The sequence below is a fragment of the Pseudooceanicola nitratireducens genome (genome assembly GCF_900109195.1).
Taxonomy (GTDB): Bacteria; Pseudomonadota; Alphaproteobacteria; order Rhodobacterales; family Rhodobacteraceae; genus Pseudooceanicola; species Pseudooceanicola nitratireducens.
In genome coordinates this window covers 1-17,992 of the sequence record NZ_FNZG01000010.1, presented here as the reverse complement: position 1 = coordinate 17,992, position 17,992 = coordinate 1, and the positions used below count along the sequence as shown (strand labels likewise).

Annotated in this window: 15 protein-coding genes; 14 read left to right on the top strand and 1 reads right to left on the bottom strand. The window is 60.5% G+C overall.

The window, feature by feature from the left end; genetic code table 11:
- Window positions 1-8: 8 nt before the first annotated feature.
- The 13 genes from BMX99_RS18560 (at window position 9) to BMX99_RS18500 (ending at window position 15,915) form a co-directional block, all read left to right on the top strand.
- Window positions 9-1,163, top strand: coding sequence for an iron-containing alcohol dehydrogenase (locus tag BMX99_RS18560; RefSeq protein WP_007120592.1), 1,155 nt, complete (start codon window positions 9-11; stop codon window positions 1,161-1,163).
- Window positions 1,163-2,365: a CaiB/BaiF CoA transferase family protein gene (locus tag BMX99_RS18555; RefSeq protein WP_007120591.1), complete on the top strand. Its 1,203-nt coding sequence runs from the start codon at window positions 1,163-1,165 to the stop codon at window positions 2,363-2,365. The genes BMX99_RS18560 and BMX99_RS18555 overlap by 1 nt, the downstream gene beginning before the upstream one ends.
- 52 nt (window positions 2,366-2,417) lie before the next feature.
- Entirely contained in the window at window positions 2,418-3,299 is an 882-nt protein-coding gene (locus tag BMX99_RS18550) for a helix-turn-helix domain-containing protein (RefSeq protein ID WP_232272173.1), read from the top strand.
- A 73-nt stretch (window positions 3,300-3,372) separates the two neighbouring features.
- Complete coding sequence (locus tag BMX99_RS18545) at window positions 3,373-3,831, top strand: acyl-CoA thioesterase (RefSeq protein ID WP_007120589.1); 459 nt, start codon at window positions 3,373-3,375, stop codon at window positions 3,829-3,831.
- A gap of 149 nt (window positions 3,832-3,980) precedes the next feature.
- The gene (locus tag BMX99_RS18540) at window positions 3,981-6,152 is read left to right on the top strand and encodes a ParB/RepB/Spo0J family partition protein (RefSeq protein ID WP_009804227.1); all 2,172 of its coding nucleotides are present in this window, start codon (window positions 3,981-3,983) and stop codon (window positions 6,150-6,152) included.
- 126 nt (window positions 6,153-6,278) lie between these two features.
- The gene (locus tag BMX99_RS18535; protein WP_009804228.1) at window positions 6,279-6,659 is read left to right on the top strand and encodes a DUF3768 domain-containing protein; all 381 of its coding nucleotides are present in this window, start codon (window positions 6,279-6,281) and stop codon (window positions 6,657-6,659) included.
- Between the two features lie 116 nt (window positions 6,660-6,775).
- Window positions 6,776-7,072 carry a hypothetical protein gene (locus tag BMX99_RS18530; protein ID WP_009804229.1) on the top strand — a complete coding sequence of 99 codons (297 nt, stop codon included), beginning with the start codon at window positions 6,776-6,778 and terminating at the stop codon, window positions 7,070-7,072.
- Between the two features lie 80 nt (window positions 7,073-7,152).
- Window positions 7,153-7,536, top strand: coding sequence for a DUF6878 family protein (locus BMX99_RS18525; RefSeq protein WP_009804230.1), 384 nt, complete (start codon window positions 7,153-7,155; stop codon window positions 7,534-7,536).
- A gap of 1 nt (window position 7,537) precedes the next feature.
- Window positions 7,538-8,014: a DUF6915 family protein gene (locus BMX99_RS18520; RefSeq protein WP_037930962.1), complete on the top strand. Its 477-nt coding sequence runs from the start codon at window positions 7,538-7,540 to the stop codon at window positions 8,012-8,014.
- A 105-nt stretch (window positions 8,015-8,119) separates the two neighbouring features.
- A complete protein-coding gene (locus BMX99_RS18515; protein WP_037931030.1) occupies window positions 8,120-8,749 on the top strand; it encodes a hypothetical protein in 630 nt (209 codons plus the stop codon).
- 515 nt (window positions 8,750-9,264) lie between these two features.
- The gene (locus BMX99_RS18510; protein WP_040609075.1) at window positions 9,265-13,662 is read left to right on the top strand and encodes a strawberry notch-like NTP hydrolase domain-containing protein; all 4,398 of its coding nucleotides are present in this window, start codon (window positions 9,265-9,267) and stop codon (window positions 13,660-13,662) included.
- Entirely contained in the window at window positions 13,659-14,705 is a 1,047-nt protein-coding gene (locus BMX99_RS18505) for a DUF7146 domain-containing protein (RefSeq protein ID WP_008335668.1), read from the top strand. Before BMX99_RS18510 ends, BMX99_RS18505 begins: the two co-directional genes overlap by 4 nt.
- A 298-nt stretch (window positions 14,706-15,003) precedes the next feature.
- Window positions 15,004-15,915, top strand: coding sequence for a DUF2493 domain-containing protein (locus tag BMX99_RS18500; protein WP_009804234.1), 912 nt, complete (start codon window positions 15,004-15,006; stop codon window positions 15,913-15,915).
- An 8-nt stretch (window positions 15,916-15,923) separates the two neighbouring features.
- Here BMX99_RS18500 and BMX99_RS18495 read toward each other — a convergent pair whose 3' ends face one another.
- A complete protein-coding gene (locus BMX99_RS18495) occupies window positions 15,924-16,217 on the bottom strand; it encodes a helix-turn-helix domain-containing protein (protein WP_008335665.1) in 294 nt (97 codons plus the stop codon).
- Window positions 16,218-16,346: 129 nt separating this feature from the next.
- Here BMX99_RS18495 and BMX99_RS18490 point away from each other — a divergent pair, with 129 nt between their 5' ends.
- Window positions 16,347-17,510, top strand: coding sequence for an ATP-binding protein (locus tag BMX99_RS18490; RefSeq protein ID WP_008335662.1), 1,164 nt, complete (start codon window positions 16,347-16,349; stop codon window positions 17,508-17,510).
- Window positions 17,511-17,992: the final 482 nt, after the last annotated feature.

Genomic DNA, 17,992 nt, shown 5'->3' with positions numbered 1-17,992 from the left:
GACAAACTATGGACTTCAATTTCCTTTCCACCCCGAGGATCGTCTGCGAGAGCGGTGGGCTTGGCCGGATCGGCAGCCTGATGCAAGATTTGTCTTGCACCCGTGCGCTGGTCGTGACGGACCCGGGCATATTGGCCTGTGGTTTTGCGGACGAGGCAGCCGCCTCACTTAGGGCTGCTGGCATCGAGGTTGAGATTTTTCATAAAGTCGAAGCGGACCCCCCGATCGCTGTCGTCGAGGCCGCGGTAGAGGTCGCGCGGGCCTTTGGTGCTGACGGAATCATCGGACTTGGCGGCGGCAGTTCACTGGACACTGCCAAGGTCATCGCAGCGGCGGTAGCCAACGATCAACCGATTACGGACATGATCGGGATTAATCAGGTCACCGATAAACGCTTGCCACTGATCCAGGTGCCAACCACGGCAGGGACCGGATCAGAGGTAACATGGGTGTCCGTGCTGACTTCGGAAAGCCACGAAAAAAAAGCGGTATATGCACCGCAGCTTCTGCCTGACGTTGCCTTGCTAGATGCAAAGCTAACATTGGGAATGCCTCGTCACATCACAGCGGCCACGGCGTTAGACGCAATGGTTCACGCCATTGAGGCAGTAACCAGTCGCACCAGAAAGAATCCCATTTCCGATGGAATGGCGGACAAAGCGCTGGTGCTTCTCGGTCAGAACTTACCAATCGTCATGGAAACGCCTTCGGACCTGTCAGCGCGAGAGGCCATGCTGTTGGGGGCGACACTGGCTGGGATGGCCTTCATTAATGCCAGCGTGGGGGCGATTCATGCCTTGTCATACCCACTTGGAACAGGTTTCAAGGTTCCTCACGGGCACGCAAACGCTCTGGTCGCAGGACCAGTGATGAGGTTCAACATGCCCGTTGCAGAAGCTGAATATGCTCGTCTATCGCGGTTACTACTGCCCTCGCGGCCTTTCAACTCTGATGCGGCTGCGGCCCATGGCCTGATCGACGAGATGGAACGGATGCTAGTCGAAAGCGGACTTGAGTCTCGACTTTCTGGTGTCGGAGTGACCGAGGCAGCCATTCCCGGAATGGCTAATGAGGTCGTGACCGGTATCACGCGATTGCTGGAGACCAACCCGCGCGACATGACAGCCGAAGATGTGTCGCGCCTCTATCAGGAGGCGCTTTGATGGCTGGCTCATTGGACGGGATCAAGGTGGTCGACCTCAGCCGCGTGCTGGGCGGGCCTTACTGCACCCAAATGCTTGCGGATCATGGCGCTGAGGTCATCAAGGTGGAGCCGCCTCTGGGCGACGAGACCCGCAGTTGGGGCCCGCCTTTCAATGATGAACTCAGCGCTTATTTCTCTGGCGCCAACCGCAACAAGCGGTCCATCGCTATCGATCTGCAGCAACCGGAAGGGCGCGACCTGATTTTGCGGTTTCTTCAGGATGCGGATGTTTTAGTTCACAATTTTAAGTCTGGTACTCTTGAAAAATGGGGGCTTGGTTATGCTGATGTTCTCAGGGCACGTTTTCCTAGACTGGTACTCTGCCATGTGACTGGATTTGGTTCCGATGGCCCACTTGGCGGTTTTCCCGGCTATGACGCCGTGGTACAAGCTATGACGGGCCTCATGAGCATCAACGGCAATCCCTCCGAAGGCCCGACACGCATGGGTACGCCCATCGTGGACATCGGCACCGGTCTGATCGCCTGTAACGCTATTCTCGCCGCACTTTTGGAACGGGGCCGGTCCGGATTGGGCCAAGCCATCGAAGTGCCGCTATATGATTGCGCGATCAGCATGATGCATCCCCAAGCGGCTAATTCCCTCATGTCCGGACAGATACCAATGGCGACCGGCAATGGGCATCCAAATATCGTACCATACGACATGTTCGAAACAAGTAATGGCAAACTCTATCTGGCTATCGGTAACAATGGTCAGTTCGCAAAACTCTGTGACGTGCTTGGCCTACCTGAGGTGCCCTGCGATCCACGATTTGCCGACAATGCCGCGCGTCTTGCGCATCGGTCAGAGATGACAGAGGTCTTGTCAGAGTGCCTGGTGCAACATGACGCCTTCAAACTTGAGCCGGTGCTTTTGAAAGCTGGGATTCCCGCCGGAGTCGTTCGGAATGTGAATGAAGCGTTGGAGCATCCACACACCCGACATCGCGGCATGGTGGTATCAGTTGGCACCTACCGCGGCACCGGCGTGCCAGCACGCTTGTCGCGTACCCCCGGAGCGGTTCGCGCGGCACCGCCTCGCTTCGGGCAGCATAGTAGGGAGTTGCTTAGCGAGGCTGGACTGACAGAAGCTGAAATCGATAGATTGACTCAAGCGAATATCGTTCGAGAAGAACCGCGGATGCGCGAGACGACCTAAGCCGAAATTTCAGCTCAAGCGGACGATCGTGAAAAAGTTCAGGGAGGCCAAGATGGAAAGACTGCTCATATCACCGGACCGGATACCCGAATGGATTCCCGGCACGACTACGTTGGACAGTTCCGGGTGCAACTGGAACGGCATTACCCTGAAGGGCTATCGTTATGAGCGACAAGACGCGGCAATTCCCCCCATGCGCGACTATATGATTGTTGCATATGATGGCGCGCCAACCACTATGCGCCGCACGAGTGGCGGCCCATGGCAAAGCGCGCGCGTAGAGAAAGGTAGGATTTCCTTGCTCACGCGTGCAGAGGAATCCACTTGGAGTTGGTCCGAGCCTATCACGGTTAGACACGTCTATCTCAGTCACAGTGAACTCGAAAACACGGCCCTTTCGGTCTTTGATCGTGACCCGAAGTCCATTGAGATCAATGATTGTCTGTCTGCGAAGGACCCCTGTATCCTGAACTGCATCCAATTGCTAGAGAATGAGCTAAAGAACGGTGGAATCGGCCAGAGATTGATCATCGACGCCCTGCGCATCCAGATCGCCGTTCACCTTCTGCGTCAGTACGCCAAGGTCTCTTTGACCAGCGACGCAAACTCGAACTTCAGCCCTGCTCAAAGGCAGAGAATCATCGATCTCGTTGAAAGCTGCTTAGGTGAAAACCTCAGTCTGGAAGACATGGCCGCATCTATCGGTTTCAGCCAGTTTCACTTTTCGCGTCAGTTCAAGGCGGAGTTTGGGTTGGCACCGTATGCATATGTTTTGCGCAAGCGAATATCGAAGGCCCAGGAGATGCTGAGAAAGGGTAATGCCCCCCTGAAAGTGGTCGCGCTTGACTGCGGTTTTGCAGATCAGAGTCATTTTAGTCGAACTTTTCGAAAAATGACAGGCGCGACCCCCGCCGAATTCCGGCGCATGGCATAATGACCGGAAAACTATTCCTTCCTATCGCTGTCACGCACCAGAGACAAAGAAATGTTGAGCCCGTAACGCTGCAATGAATGTACCAGAAACAGAATTTAAACCACGATTTGCCTTCGAACGCAGGATTTTCTTTGGCGACTGTGACCAGCTGGGAATCGCCTTTACTGGCCGGATTACGAATTTCGCGCTGGAAGCGATCGAGACTTTCTGGGACGATTTGCTTTCAGGCCGGGGCTGGCTTTTTCTACTCACGGAAAGAAACACGGCCATGCCTTTTGTCTCTATGGACCTACAATTCCATGCGCCGGTGAAAGCAGGCGCGAACCTAGCATGCGAGGTCTATGTGGTCCATGTCGGGGAAAGTTCAGTTGGTCTAAAAGTTGTCGGCCGTCAGCATGACTTGATTTGCTTCGAATGCGAAACGAAGTCAGTTTTCCGAGATGCTTCAACATTTGGTAAAGTCAAAATTGAAAGCTCAATTCGGCAGATTTTGCTCGCGGAAGTGGGTTCGGAAAATCAAACAGTGAGCTAGGCCTGTAGGCTTTGGAGACAGCAAAGCCTGTGCAAAACGATCTCATGTAAGGGAACACAAGAAAAAGCCAGAGAAAGGGAAGCCCGGGTGCCGGGCTTGAAAGGATAGAGAGAGGCTCTTCCGGGTCCGGCGTGACAAGGACCCTGACCATGGCCAAGACCACAACCCGCCCGAAACCCGCCACTGCGAAGAAAACCGAAGCCACTGAGTTGTCCGTGCCTGGCGGCGGGACCGACATCCGGATGATCCCGCTCGACCAGTTGGAGCCGAGCCCGCTCAACGTTCGAAAAGTTGCGGCCAGCGCCAGCGACGATGCTGAGCTCCTCGTCAGTATCCGCGAGACCGGAATTAAACAGAATCTGGTGGTTCATGCGCTGTCAGAGACACGTTTTGCAGTCGATGCCGGCGGTCGTCGCCTCAAGGCGCTGAAGCAGCTCGCTGAGGACAGCGTCATCCCCGCCGATCACCCCGTGCCCTGCCTCGTCGATGATAAGCGCAACGCCATCCTTACTTCTGCAACTGAAAACCTCCAGCGCGCGGCGATGCACCCCGCCGACCAGTTCGAGGCTTTTGAGGCGATGATCGCCGAGGGCCGCAGCGAAGACGAGATCGCGCTCAAATTCGGCGTCTCCGTCGACCTGGTGCGCCGCCGCCTCAAACTCGCCCGTGTCGCGCCCGAGATCATCGAGCAGTTCCGCGCGGGTGATCTGACCCTTGAATGCGTGATGGCTTTCACACTGACCGACGACCATGATCGCCAGCTGGCGGTCTGGAACGCAGTGAAGGGCGGCTATCACATCCATCCGCAAAGCATCAAACGCCATCTTACCGAGACCGCCCATTCGGCGAACTCGGCCATCGGGCGCTTTGTCGGCATTGAGGCCTATGAGGCGGCGGGTGGTGTTCTGCTGCGCGATCTCTTCGACGACCGCGCCAGCGCCCATATGGAGAACCCCGAACTCCTAGAGCGTCTCGCCATCGAAAAGCTGCAGGCTGCGGCGAAAACCTTCGAGGGAACGTGGAAATGGGTCGAGGTGCATCTCTCGGTGGATTACGGCGCGTTTCGCAGCTTCGGGCGGGTCTATCCGCAGGACATCGACCCCGATCCGGACCTGCTCACCGAAGAAGAACGTCTCATTGCGCGCGAGGAAGAACTGGCGGCGAAGAATGACGGCGAGGACTGGACGGACGCGGAGACGGAAGAATATTATGCCATCGAGCCGCGCCTGCGCGAGATCGAGGCCCTGCAACGCGAACGGCAGCCTTACGCGGACGAAGATCGTGCCATCGCGGGCGTGGTTCTGACCATCGGTCATGACGGCGCGCTGCGTGTCGAGAAAGGCCTCGTGCGGCCAGAAGATATCCCCGCTGCGGTCGTCCCGAGCGAAAATAGTGCTGACGCGGGTGATGCCCCGTCTCCTGTCCGCCCGAACGTGACGCCGCCAACCTCCTCGACACCGGTGCCCACCTCCGACCCGGCCGCGACCTTGCGCAAGGCGAACGGGATTTCGGCGAGCCTCGCCGACGATCTGCGCGCGACGCGTCAGCATATCCTTCGGGCGCATCTGGCGGCGGATTTCGAGGTGGCGTTCGATGCGATGCTCTACGCGCTCTGCGAGCAGGCTCTGGGGCGGTCCTACAACAACGAGGCGCTCGATATCTCGATCCGGCCCTTCCAGGCGCAGAACCGCGAGGTGCTGCATTCGGATACTGTTGCCCAGAAGATGCTCGAGGCGCTGGAGCAGGGCCTCGCCACCGACTGGATTACGCTGGAGAAGCCCGAAAACTTCCGGGCGATGTCGGCGCTGCCCATTGCCGCCAAGCAGGCGCTTTTCGCCTGGGCGACGGGTCTGGCAGTCAAGCCGCAGCTTTCCTCCGACAATCGCCCCTCCCCGATCATCGAGGAGATCGGCGCGCGTCTTGACGTCGATGTGGCGGCCTGCTGGCGCCCGACTGCTCAGAATTACTGGGGTCGGGTCAACAAGGGGCATGCGGTCGCTACCGCGCGCAAGCTCATTGGCGACGATTACGCCGAAGATCGCAATCGCGAGCGTAAGGGCGATATCGCGGCCGCGATGGAGCGGGCCTTCGCGGAAACGGCCGGCGAGACGGAAGGGTTCGACGCCGCAACGGTTGTCAGGACGACGCGCTGGCTGCCCGACGGGATGGTGTTTGCCGGTGCGGCGGAGGCTGTTGCCGACATGGCAGGCGAAGCGCCGGAGACCGAGGAGGGGGATGTGTCCGCCGAAGATTCTCTGAGCGACGCCGAGAGCGATGAACCGTCGTCCTTGCCCGCCTTCCTCAGCGAGGATGCGGCTTGACGAGCCGCACGCTGACCTGATCACGACATGAGCCTTGGGCCGTCCTCACATCGAGGGCGGCCCTTTCCGGCTGACGGGTTACCAACAGCCGATATCGGATCGGCGGGCCCGTCCCGGAGATATCCCATGACCACCACACTTGACCTCGATCCCGTTAAGGAAGCCGCACTCGTCGCTTCGCAGAATGACGCCTTTCGTCGCTCTATCCTTGGCAATATCCTCGTCACCGATGCCCCGCAGGGCCAGTTCGTGATGACCCGTGGCGTTGCAGCGCTTGGGCCCGATGCCCAGCTTGCTCTCACCCGCAGCGTGGCTTCATTTGACGCGTTCAACGCTGACAGCGACCCGCAAGGATGGCACGAGATGGGCGTCATCGACCTCGACGGCACGAAGGTCTGGTTCAAGATCGACCTGTACGACGTCGACTACACCTATGGCTCGCCTGAGCCCTCCGATCCTGATCAGACGCGCCGGGTCCTGACCCTGCTTCTGCCGTCGGAATACTGACGCCCCTTTTTCACCGACATCGCCACGGATCGCCCTTGCACAAAGGGCGGTCCTTTCGGGCTGGCGGGTTCCAAGGGGCGCGATGATCGTGTCCGGCCTGCCGCAGGAGACCAGAGATGGCCAAGACACTCGACTACCAGATCACCCTCTATCCCGCACATCGCGATGGCGCCTTCGTCGTCACCCAGTTCCAGATGCTGGCGAACTACCCCGAAAAGCGCATCGAGGCCGCGGGCATGGATGATCTGATCGACCAAGTGACGCAGTTCGCGATGGAGCACGGCGAGAGCTGCAGCGCCTCGGTGCGCTGCCTCGCTCCGCGCAAACCGCCGGGGTTCAAGCGCGCGACCGAGAATTTGTATTTCAACCTGGTTGACCGGACGGCTGAGAAACGCGGCGACGCTGCGGCCTGAAGCCCCCCAAAGGAAACCTCCGGGGCGCGGCCTGCAAGACGGTCGCCCTCACCCTCCCTCAATTCCAAAGGACCGAAGATATGACACAAGCAAATGATTTCTACGCGCAGATGCTCGAAGCCCAGAGACGGGCAGCCGAACAGCGGGTCGAGACCCGCGCGGCGCTTCTCACCGAACTGCGCGGCCTCGGCGTGACCGGCCTCGACGTGCAATATGAAGGCTATGGCGATTCCGGCAATGTCGAGGAGGTCGTCGTGACGCCTGACACGATTACCCTGACAGAAGAGCTGCGGCGACGGGTCGAAGATTTCGGCTGGGACTTTGCCTATGCGCTGAGCCCTGGCTTCGAAAACAACGAGGGCGGCTATGGCGAATTGACCTGGGCGCTCGAGACGGACAAGATCGATGTCAGCCACTCGAACCGCTTCATCGAGACCGACACCACAGAACATGAGGGGCTCTGACATGGCACATCCTCTCCACCACGCCGAAAGCTCGGCCCGTAGATTTGGCGGTGTTCCAGATGATTACCAACATGTGCATGACTGGTTTGACTCATCTAAAGAGCACCTAGGTCTCTTTGTTCACAGAGCCCAAAAACATCATACGGTCGGGATTTATGATGCCGAGCGGGTGTTCGGTCGCAGCCTGATCAACAGCGCGGGCCGGGTCGTTCCGATCCGCTGGATCGGCGAGCAGCATGTGCGCGAAGACTGCCAGGGGCGTATCCCGTCACTGGCTGACTGGCTCGGACGCATACAACCCGAACCGTGGATGGCCAATGGCCGGATCGACAACGACCCGACGCAGATCGGCAGCGATCCGCGTGCGGCCTGGGTCCAGGCGGTTGCGGGTCACCAGACCATTCTTGGCTTTGAGGATTGGCTTCTCAAGGTCTCTGTCGAGCACGTCCAGCATCGCCAGAATCGCGCCGCCGCCTGATCCGCCGGGCGGCAAACTCACCAACCATCTGATCCCATCCAGATCGACCCGCCTGCGCCACAACCGGCTTGGCGGGTCGATTGCGTTTCGAGAAAGGACATGGACATGCAAGATCCCGTCTACGAGGAGGTCCACCAGGGCCACACGATCAAGATCTACCACGACCCCGACGCTGAGGACCCACGAGAGTGGTGCAACCTCGGTACGCTGATCTGCTGGCACCGCCGCTATCGGCTGGGTGACAGCCATCAGTACGACAGCCCTGAGGCGTTCCTGCGCGATCTTGCGGGCGTCTCGGATCAGAGCGATCTCTCGATGGATCGTCTGCGGGACCGCGCCGAGCGGAAGGCAATCATTCTGCCTGTGTTTCTCTATGACCATTCCGGTCTCGCGATGAACACCGTCGGGTTCCACTGCCCGTGGGATTCTGGGCAGGTCGGTTACGTCTACGTGACGCTCGAAGCGGTCCGAAAGGAATTCGGTGTAAAACGCGTGACCAAGGCCCTGCGCGAACAGGCTGTAGACATCTTACGTGGTGAGACCGCCGACTACGATTCTTACCTTGGTGGGCGTGTCTATGGTTACATCGTCGAACAGGGTGGCGAGGAGATCGACGCTTGCTGGGGGTTTGTTGGCGCCTATGAGACGCATTGTTTGCCGGAGGCGCGGAATGCCGTTCCTCGGTCCGATCCCCATGCGCCACCCGCGACCGGTGCATTGACCGCATATCCATAGAATAACTCGCCGCCACACACCGGAACTATGGGCAGCACCCGATCGCGGACATGCATTGCTGCATTGCAGAAAAGTCATAGCCCGCCCATTGTGCGACTGCAGCATTGCTCCTATGTTCGCTCTTGTGATCGGTTCTCTCCTCCTCCCTGAGCCGATCCGGAATAATCGGCGGCATCCACCTCCTCCCGGATGTCGCCTTTTTATTTGCAGATCCCCATTCTGAGCTCTTGCGATTTCTCCTCGTTGACCATTCGGTCCCCGAGCTTGCTGTGTGTCGGGTCCGTTTCGCTGGAGGTGCCCAAAATGCAGGCACGGCCGTGTCCCAGCAGCCTGGCATGGGTTTGCGCGACAACGCCCACAGCGTCATCCCCAGATTTTGTGGATAAGTTTTCGCTGCCAAGACTTCAGTTTTCGAGGCCATGAAAGAGTGAGAGACAGGGCGGGAGGGGTGACCCCTCCCGGGTGAGAGAGTGCACGCGGGGCTCGGGGCCAACCCTCAACCCCGGAGATTGCCGATGAACGCTCACCCCCATTCCGTCCAACTTGCAACCGAGCCCGAAGCCCCTGCCCTGCCGGATGCCCCACGCTTCGCCCAAAACCTGATGCAGGCTGCGAAAATCCTCGTCCCCGTTTTCGAGGCAGGCAGGTCCATCGACGCCGCCGCACTTCGCGCCGCGATGGAAGATGCTTGCGGTGCCAGTGACACAAGTGGTGCCTGGGTCTGGAAAGACGCCTATGAGGCGGCCGAGGTCGCCCAAATCCTTATACTCTCGCGCTACGGCGCGCTGATGCAGCGTCAGGCACTGTCGCCGCAGGCCTTCCTCACCATGATCGAACGTTTCACGGCTCTGGCCCCGTCTCACACGCGCCGCTCCGAAGACAGTATCCGTCTGCAACAGTTTTCCACGCCTTTGCCCCTCGCGGCCATCGTCGCGCAGGCCGCCGGGTTTCGGGACGACGACCTGATGCTCGAGCCGTCGACGGGCACGGGCATGCTGGCCATCTTTGCAAAGATCGCTGGTGCACGGTTGGCGCTGAATGAACTTGCCGACACGCGCCGCGCCCTACTGGGGCAGTTGTTCCCCGATGCCGCCGTATCTGACCACGATGCTGCCTCGATCGACGATCGTCTTGATCGCTCGATCACGCCCTCGGTCGTGGTGATGAACCCGCCGTTTTCCGCTGCCAACCATGTCGAGGGCCGGTTTAGGCAAGCGACCAGTCAGCATGTGCTTTCCGCCCTGGCACGCCTCGCGCCTGGTGGGCGGCTTGTCGTCATCACCGGCGAAAGCTTCCGTCCCTCTTTGAAATCCTTCCAGTCGACATTTCAGCGGATCGGCCAGAGCGCCGATGTCGTGTTTTCGGCCCCCATCGACGGCAAGGTCTTCGCACGGCATGGCACCACGATCGACACGCGGTTGACGGTAATCGATAAGCGCGCGGCTGGTGCTGAAGAGACCGCACCGGCTGATATTGACGCCGCCTATCATCCGATCTGCGCGACCACGAGTGATCTTCTCTCCGTAGTACTCGCCCATTGCCCGGAACGCCGCAGCCCCCCGCCCTGCCCCACCACATCGGCCCTTTCGGTCCCGTCTCAGCCGACCCGCACCAACCTCCACGCCCTGCGCAACGCAGCACGCAAAGAAACCCGTGCGCTCGCCGAGGAACGCGCGAAGCATCCGTTCGACGACATCGAGACGGCCCCGCTCGACTACTTGCCAAAAGCCTGGAGCGAACCCTATGGCACGTTGCAGGACACGGTCTACGAGGTCTATGACCTGCAGGCGATCCGGATCGACGGCGCGGCGGAGCATCCGACAGCACTTGTGCAATCCGCCGCCATGGCCTCGGTGCCGCCGCCCGTGCCGAGCTACCGCCCCGTTCTGCCGAAGACCCTCGTTCGAGACGGTCTCCTCTCTGCGCCGCAGCTCGAAAGCGTGATCTACGCGGGCAATGCACACGAGACGCATCTCAAGGGCTGGTTCAAGCGCGGCGAGATCGAAGGTCAGCTGATGGCAGCGTCTGAGGATGACGAAGGTGCCTTTCGCCTGCGCAAGGGCTGGTTCCTCGGCGATGGCACGGGCTGCGGCAAGGGCCGGCAGGTCGCGGGCATCATCCTCGACAATTGGCTGCAAGGACGACGCCGCGCGGTCTGGGTCTCGAAGAGCGACAAGCTCATCGAGGATGCGCGCCGCGACTGGATGGCGCTTGGGGGGCGTGAAAGCGATATCGTGCCGCTCTCGAAATTCCGCCAGGGGAGCGATATCCGTCTCCCAGAGGGCATCCTCTTCGTCACCTATGCCACCCTGCGTTCTGCTGAACGCGACGGGAAAGCCTCCCGCCTCGATCAGGTGACGTCCTGGCTTGGCGAGGGGTTCAACGGGGTCATCGCTTTCGACGAAAGCCACGCCATGGCGAATGCCGCCGGCGAAAAGTCCGACCGCGGCGACAAGAAGGCATCCCAACAAGGCCTTGCTGGCCTCGCGCTGCAAAATGCCGTTCCCGATGCCCGGGTGCTCTACGTCTCAGCGACCGGCGCGACGGTGGTCGGCAATCTCGCCTATGCCTCCCGTCTCGGGCTCTGGGGCACGGGTGATTTCCCTTTCGTGACGCGGGCCGAGTTCGTTGCCGCGATGGAGGCCGGGGGCATTGCTGCCATGGAGATGATCTCGCGCGATCTGAAGGCGCTCGGGCTCTATCTTGCGCGGTCCCTCTCCTATGCCGGGGTCGAATACGAAATGCTGGTGCATGAGCTGACGCCCGCACAGATCGCGATCTATGACAGCTATGCCGATGCCTACCAGATCATCCACACCAACTTGGAGGCCGCCCTTCAGGCCTCGGGTATTTCCTCCGAGACCGGTACGCTGAACCCCCAGGCGAAATCCGCTGCGCGCTCGGCCTTCGAGAGCAACAAGCAGCGTTTCTTCAATCATCTCATCACCGCCATGAAATGCCCTTCGCTCATCCATGCGATCGAAGCGGACCTGGCCGCGGGGCATTCGGCCGTGATTCAGGTGGTCTCGACCAGCGAGGCGGTGATGGAACGGCGCCTCGAAGAGATCCCGCCCTCGGAGTGGGACGACCTGCAGGTCGATTTTACGCCGCGCGAGAACATCATGGACTACCTCATGCACAGCTTCCCGACGCAGCTCTTCGAGCCCTACTCCGACGAGAACGGCGACCTACGCTCGCGTCCCGCCCTCGATGGTGATGGCAATCCGATTATCTGCCGTGAGGCGGAGCGGCGGCGGGATGAGCTTGTCGAGCATCTCGGTGCCCTTGCCCCGGTGCAGGGCGCGCTCGATCAGATCCTGTGGCATTTCGGGGGCGATGCGGTGGCCGAGGTCACGGGGCGCAAGCGGCGCATCGCGAGGACGCGTGAAGGGCGGCTCAAGGTCGAGAACCGAGCCGCCTCCTCCAACCTCGGCGAAACCCAGGCCTTCATGGATGACGCCAAGCGCATCCTGATCTTTTCTGACGCCGGTGGCACGGGGCGCAGCTACCACGCCGATCTTGGTGCAAAGAACCAGCGCCTCCGGGTGCATTACTTGCTTGAGCCTGGCTGGAAAGCCGACAATGCGATCCAGGGGCTGGGGCGTACCAACCGCACGAACCAAGCGCAGCCGCCGCTCTTTCGCCCCGTTGCCACAGACGTGAAGGGTGAGAAGCGGTTCCTCTCCACCATCGCCCGCCGCCTCGATACGCTCGGGGCCATCACCAAGGGGCAACGCGAGACGGGTGGGCAGAACATGTTCCGCGCCGAGGACAACCTCGAGAGCCCTTATGCACGAGCGGCGTTGCGGCAGTTCTTCTACAAGCTGCGCGCGGGCAAGATCGACGCCTGCTCCTACTCCAGGTTCCAGGAGATGACCGGGCTGACGCTCGATGAGGCGGATGGCACGATGAAGGAAACCCTGCCGCCGATCCAGCAGTTCCTGAACCGCTGCCTCGCGCTCCGCATCGACATGCAGGACGCGATCTTCGAGGCCTTCGGCGGGTTTCTTTCGGCGATAATTGAGGACGCGCGTCAGGCAGGCACCCTCGATGTCGGGCTAGAGACCCTGCGCGCCGAGAAGTTTGAGATCGTTGATCGCAAGGTCATCTTCGAGCATGAGGCGACGGGCGCGACGGCAACTGCGCTGACCGTGGAGCGTATCGATCGCAACGATCCGCTCACTCTGCCCCGCGTCAAAGCCATCTGCGCCGACACAAGAGGCGCGACGCTGTGCTGGAACAAGACCTCCAAACGCGCGGCCCTGATGGTGAAAGCGCCGGCCTTCATGGACGAGGATGGCGTGCCGATCTTGCGGGTGAAGCTCCTGCGGCCCATGGCGACCGAAATCCTCGCGCTGACCGAGTTCTCGAAGTCGCACTGGGAAGAGATCGATGATGCGATGTTCGAGCAGCTCTGGCAGGCCGAGGTCGACGCGGTGCCGGAGTTCACTACATCGAAGATCACGCTGATCTGCGGCCTCCTCCTGCCGATCTGGGACCGGCTGCCCGCCGACAACATGCGGATCTATCGTCTGCAGACCGAGGACGGGGAGCGCGCCATCGGCCGCTTGGTCAGCCAGGAACAGCTTCTCAATGTCTATGCGCGCCTTGGTCTCGACTGCCAGATTGAGATGACGCCGCAGGAGGTGTTCGGCGCGGTCATGGACGCGAAGACGACCCTCAGCCTGCTTGGGGGCTACCAGTTGCGTCGCTCTCTGGTCATGGGACAGCCGAGGCTCGAGCTGATCGGAGCGTCGGGCGCGGCACTGCCCGCATTGAAGGCCTTGGGCTGTTTCACCGAGGTGATCCAGTGGAAGACGCGGGTGTTCATCCCGGTGGATTGCACCGAGGTGCTGGCGCGGGTCCTTGCCGCGCATCCGGTTGGCGCAAGCGCAGCGGATGCAGCCGCATGAGCGCGCGGCGCAGCATCGCAGACCTCTCGGCTGATCTTGCAGACCGCGCCGAGAGTTTCTGCCGCCAGTATTTCCCCGAGGGGTCCAAGCAGGGCAACTATTGGCAGGTTGGCGACACTTCGGGCGCAAAGGGTCAGAGCCTCGCCATCCGGCTGCAAGCTCAGGGTGGGCGCAAAGCCGGATCTTGGACCGATTTCGCGACCGGTGAGTATGGCGATCTGATTGACCTGATGCATGAACGGCTTGGTTCGGTCACGCTCAAGGAAACGCTGAGGGAGGCCCGGTCCTTTCTCGGCGAGGCCCCCTGCCCTTCCTTACCTTGTGACACCCAAAGGGCTGAGTGCCCCGATGCTGCCTCTAGCAAACGCATTGCGCGGGCGCGGAAGCTCTTTGCCGCTGGCAAGCCGGTTCTCGGCACCTTGGCTGCCACCTATCTGCAGGGGCGCGGGATCACACGGCTGGGTCCGGCGCTGCGTTATCACCCGCGGGTTTTCCTGCGGCAGGGCGAGGACGACGCCGATCCGCCGCAAAGGGCCCCTGCCCTGCTCGCGAAGATCACCGACAATCGGGGCCAGATCACCGGCTGCGCACGCTTCTATCTCGACCCGTCCACCGGCGGTTTGGCCGAGATCGAGAGCCCGAAGCGGATCCTCGGACAGCTGCACGGCCATGCCATCCGCTTCTGGTCCGGCAAGGCGCGCAGCGATCTCATCGTCGGTGAAGGTCTCGAGAACACCCTCTCGGTCGGCACGGCTCTCTCCGAGTTTGACCTCGCCTCCTGTCTCACTGCCACCCATCTCGGCCTCTTCATCCCGCCGCCGGGGATCAAGCGTATCTGGATCGCGCGGGACAATGACGAAGCGGGACGAACCGCATCACTGAGACTGCGTAACCAACTGGAATCGCTTGGTATTGCCTGTGGTGGTCTCGTGCCAAACATGGGCGATTTCAACGACGATCTGCGGGCATTTGGCAAAGATGCGCTGCGCCGGTCGTTGCTTGAGGCCATGAAAGTACAAGGTCTGGAGATCGAGGACGGGTGAGCGCCAGCCCCATAAGTGACGTCCGACAGGGCAAAGGTTCCGCGGGTTCGATCTGAACCCGTTTGGAAAAGAGGAGCGATGGACCGGCGGGTCGGAGCAGAGTGCTCCTCGCCCGGACAGCAATGCGCCCCGCACCAGAAAATTCCCCTGAGCCTTCGGCTCATTCCTCGCGGGAGCAATTTTCCGGCCCTGGGCGCATTCTCCGCTGCGCTCCGATCCTGACGGATGCGGCCCGGTCGCCGCCGGTCCTGTTATCGCCCCATCCAAATCGGGTCAGATCAATCAGAGGAACCAGACAATGCCCCATCAGACAGACATCCCCGAGGAAACCGGCGTAACCTCCGCCATCCTCGACCACCTCGCACTTCATGGCGCAACACCAGGACCCGGCGAGACCGATCATCGCCCCCTGCCCCAGCCTGACGAGGTCGAGCTCGCCATGGCGACACTTTTCGACACCACTATCGGCCTCCTCACCGGCAGCCAGTTGGAAGACAATCTCGAAGAGATGCTCTGGTCCCTCACCTCGATCTTCCATCGCCGGCTTGCCCATATCCAGAAGCTTCTCGACGATAACGAATTCGAGGTCCGGGAAAGTTTGGCCATCCAGGACGGTTCCGAGGTCGCTTCGGTTGAACTGGAACGCCTCCAGTTGATCGGGCTTAAGCTCTGGGACCATCGCGACGCTTTCGAGCAGATGCGCGATCTGGCCGTGGACCACTTCTCGGCCGCCACCGGTTCACCCTGGCTGCCCCGCACCGGATCCAAGGTCTCGCATCGCGGTCTCACCTCCGCCGTGGTGGACAGCCGGGCCTATCTCTCGGCCAAGCGGCGCAAGGAGACCGAGGTTCACTGCCCCGAAGGCACGCGGATCGCCTTCTCGGGCGGGGACTATCACGCCTACGACCTGATCTGGTCCGTCCTCGATGCCACCCATGCGAAATACCCAGACATGATTCTTTTACACGGCGGCACACCAAAAGGTGCCGAGATGATCGCTGCCCGCTGGGCAGATACCCGTGGTGTCACGCAGGTGGCGTTCAAACCCGACTGGAAGAGCCATGGCAAGGCTGCCCCCTTCAAGCGCAACGACAAGATGCTCGAAACCATGCCACAGGGTCTGATTGCCACGCCCGGTTCGGGCATCACCGAGAACATCGTCGACAAGGCCCGCAAGCTCGGAATCCGCATCAAGAGGATCGGGGCTTAGGCCCCGGTTCACGCCCCGCGCAAGAGGTCCTGTACGACGGAAGGCTTCTTGGCGATCAATGCCAGCAGAACCTGTGCTGGGCCTGTCGGGTGCCGGCGCCCGTGTTCCCAGTTCAGGAGCGTACCTTTCGCGACGCCAATGCTCTTGGCGAACTCGGCCTGGGACAGGCCCGTCCGTTGCCGGACTTCGGCGACATCGACCTCCGCCACGGACACTTCATGCACTTTGGCGTCGGCCAAATCGCCATTCGCGAAGGCCAGAGCCTCTTCGAGGCCCTTGGATACAGATTTGAATGCACTCATTTTGCGTCGATGCTCCTTGGCCACGGCTGTTTTGCTGGGGCAGTAAGATACTTCGGCTTGAGCAACTAGCTATGGCCGTAGGTAAGATTAACCTTGCAAATCTTCCGTATCGTGGAGTAATTGCAAGGTATGTACAAACGCAAGACCCAACAATTCGTTCAGTCTTCCTTGGAGAGCCAAGCGGCTGTGGTCCTTCTCGGCCCCCGACAGGTCGGAAAGACAACACTTGCACTCGACATCGCATCAGAGCGCCCATCTGTCTATCTCGACCTTGAGCGTGAGGCGGACAGGCAAATCCTGACTGAACCAGATCTCTATCTGGACGAACAGGCGGGCAAACTCGTCATCCTCGACGAGGTGCAGCAGATGCCTGACCTCTTCAGAACCTTGCGCGGCCAGATCGATCAGCGTCGGCGGGCCGGGTTTCGGACGGGACAGTTCCTGCTATTGGGATCGGCTTCCAATATCCTCTTGCACCAAACGGCGGAATCCCTCGCCGGTCGTGTTCGATATGTTGAAATGCCCCCCTTGCAGCCTGACGAGGTGGGGGCCGATCAGTTGAACTTGCTCTGGCTGCGCGGCGGCTTTCCCGACAGCTTTCAGGCCGCGAGCGATCGGGCAAGTATGGACTGGCGTCTGGATTTCCTGCGCACCTATCTGGAGCGAGACATCCCTGCCCTCGGACCTCGGATTCCGGCAGCGACCTTGCGGCGGTTCTGGACGATGCTTGCGCATGTCCAGGGCGGCCTTCTGAACGCCGCGGCCCTTGCCGAGGGATTGGGCGTGTCCGGCCAGACCGTTGGGCGCTACCTCGATCTGCTCGTCGATCTCATGCTGGTGAGACGCCTGCAGCCCTGGCACGAGAATGTCGGCAAGCGTCTGGTGAAATCGCCAAAGGTCTATGTGAGAGACAGCGGCATCGTGCATGCGCTGTTGGGCATCGGCACGACAGAAGGCTTGCTCGGGCACCCGGTCGTCGGTGGCAGTTGGGAGGGGTTCTGTATCGAGGCGCTTCTTGCTGCCGCCCCTTTAGGCACCGAACCTTTCTTCTATCGCACTTCGGCCGGTGCTGAACTCGACTTGGTTTTGCGTTTGCCAAGCGGCGACATCTGGGCTGTTGAGATCAAACGGACGACTGCACCAAAGGTTTCGAGAGGATTTCACACAGGGGCCGAGGACATTGGAGCCAACCGAAAGCTCCTGGTCTATGCCGGTGAGCATGAGGTCCCCGTCGCGAAGGACATTCGAGCGTTACCACTGGCACATGCAATCGAGTTGTTGAGCGCGCTATGACCTCGTTTTTATCTCTGGCTCAGGACACTTCCATTGGTCTGAGGATAACAGCGACACGCGAAGAATCTCAGAGCCAGGTCTGGCCATTAGTCGGGCACCAGAGCGGATGAGTGTCTGGCAACTCGATGGTATCTGGACGCCTGCATCTCCGAATGCGAACGCAAACGCCCCTGTGATGCCACGGAAGGATGGGCGAATGCTCTGCCGTTGCCATCGATTTGTGATCTGACGGCTTTGGTCTTCGAAGAGTCTTGAAGTTTGGATGGACGAGAAGACAATCCCTACTCCTTGCGGCATCTCTCTCGTCTGTTCCCCTACTTTCCTTCATGGCCACCGCACTTCTCCCTTTGTCTGAGTTGCATGACATGCTGGTCGCAGCTGTCGTCCCGTCCACAAAGGTTGTCGCCGATCTTTTTCCCCTGACCCTGCGGGTCATTCCGCGCGGACCAAAAAGACCGGCGCCTGCCCCTCTCCGCTGCGCT

Excerpts from the sequence above, each read along its gene's own strand:
- BMX99_RS18560 (WP_007120592.1), top strand. The coding sequence starts at position 9 with ATGGACTTCAATTTCCTTTCCACCCCGAGGATCGTCTGCGAGAGCGGT.
- BMX99_RS18555 (WP_007120591.1), top strand. The coding sequence starts at position 1,163 with ATGGCTGGCTCATTGGACGGGATCAAGGTGGTCGACCTCAGCCGCGTG.
- BMX99_RS18550 (WP_232272173.1), top strand. The coding sequence starts at position 2,418 with ATGGAAAGACTGCTCATATCACCGGACCGGATACCCGAATGGATTCCC.
- BMX99_RS18545 (WP_007120589.1), top strand. The coding sequence starts at position 3,373 with ATGAATGTACCAGAAACAGAATTTAAACCACGATTTGCCTTCGAACGC.
- BMX99_RS18540 (WP_009804227.1), top strand. The coding sequence starts at position 3,981 with ATGGCCAAGACCACAACCCGCCCGAAACCCGCCACTGCGAAGAAAACC.
- BMX99_RS18535 (WP_009804228.1), top strand. The coding sequence starts at position 6,279 with ATGACCACCACACTTGACCTCGATCCCGTTAAGGAAGCCGCACTCGTC.
- BMX99_RS18530 (WP_009804229.1), top strand. The coding sequence starts at position 6,776 with ATGGCCAAGACACTCGACTACCAGATCACCCTCTATCCCGCACATCGC.
- BMX99_RS18525 (WP_009804230.1), top strand. The coding sequence starts at position 7,153 with ATGACACAAGCAAATGATTTCTACGCGCAGATGCTCGAAGCCCAGAGA.
- BMX99_RS18520 (WP_037930962.1), top strand. The coding sequence starts at position 7,538 with ATGGCACATCCTCTCCACCACGCCGAAAGCTCGGCCCGTAGATTTGGC.
- BMX99_RS18515 (WP_037931030.1), top strand. The coding sequence starts at position 8,120 with ATGCAAGATCCCGTCTACGAGGAGGTCCACCAGGGCCACACGATCAAG.
- BMX99_RS18510 (WP_040609075.1), top strand. The coding sequence starts at position 9,265 with ATGAACGCTCACCCCCATTCCGTCCAACTTGCAACCGAGCCCGAAGCC.
- BMX99_RS18505 (WP_008335668.1), top strand. The coding sequence starts at position 13,659 with ATGAGCGCGCGGCGCAGCATCGCAGACCTCTCGGCTGATCTTGCAGAC.
- BMX99_RS18500 (WP_009804234.1), top strand. The coding sequence starts at position 15,004 with ATGCCCCATCAGACAGACATCCCCGAGGAAACCGGCGTAACCTCCGCC.
- BMX99_RS18495 (WP_008335665.1), bottom strand. The coding sequence starts at position 16,217 with ATGAGTGCATTCAAATCTGTATCCAAGGGCCTCGAAGAGGCTCTGGCC.
- BMX99_RS18490 (WP_008335662.1), top strand. The coding sequence starts at position 16,347 with ATGTACAAACGCAAGACCCAACAATTCGTTCAGTCTTCCTTGGAGAGC.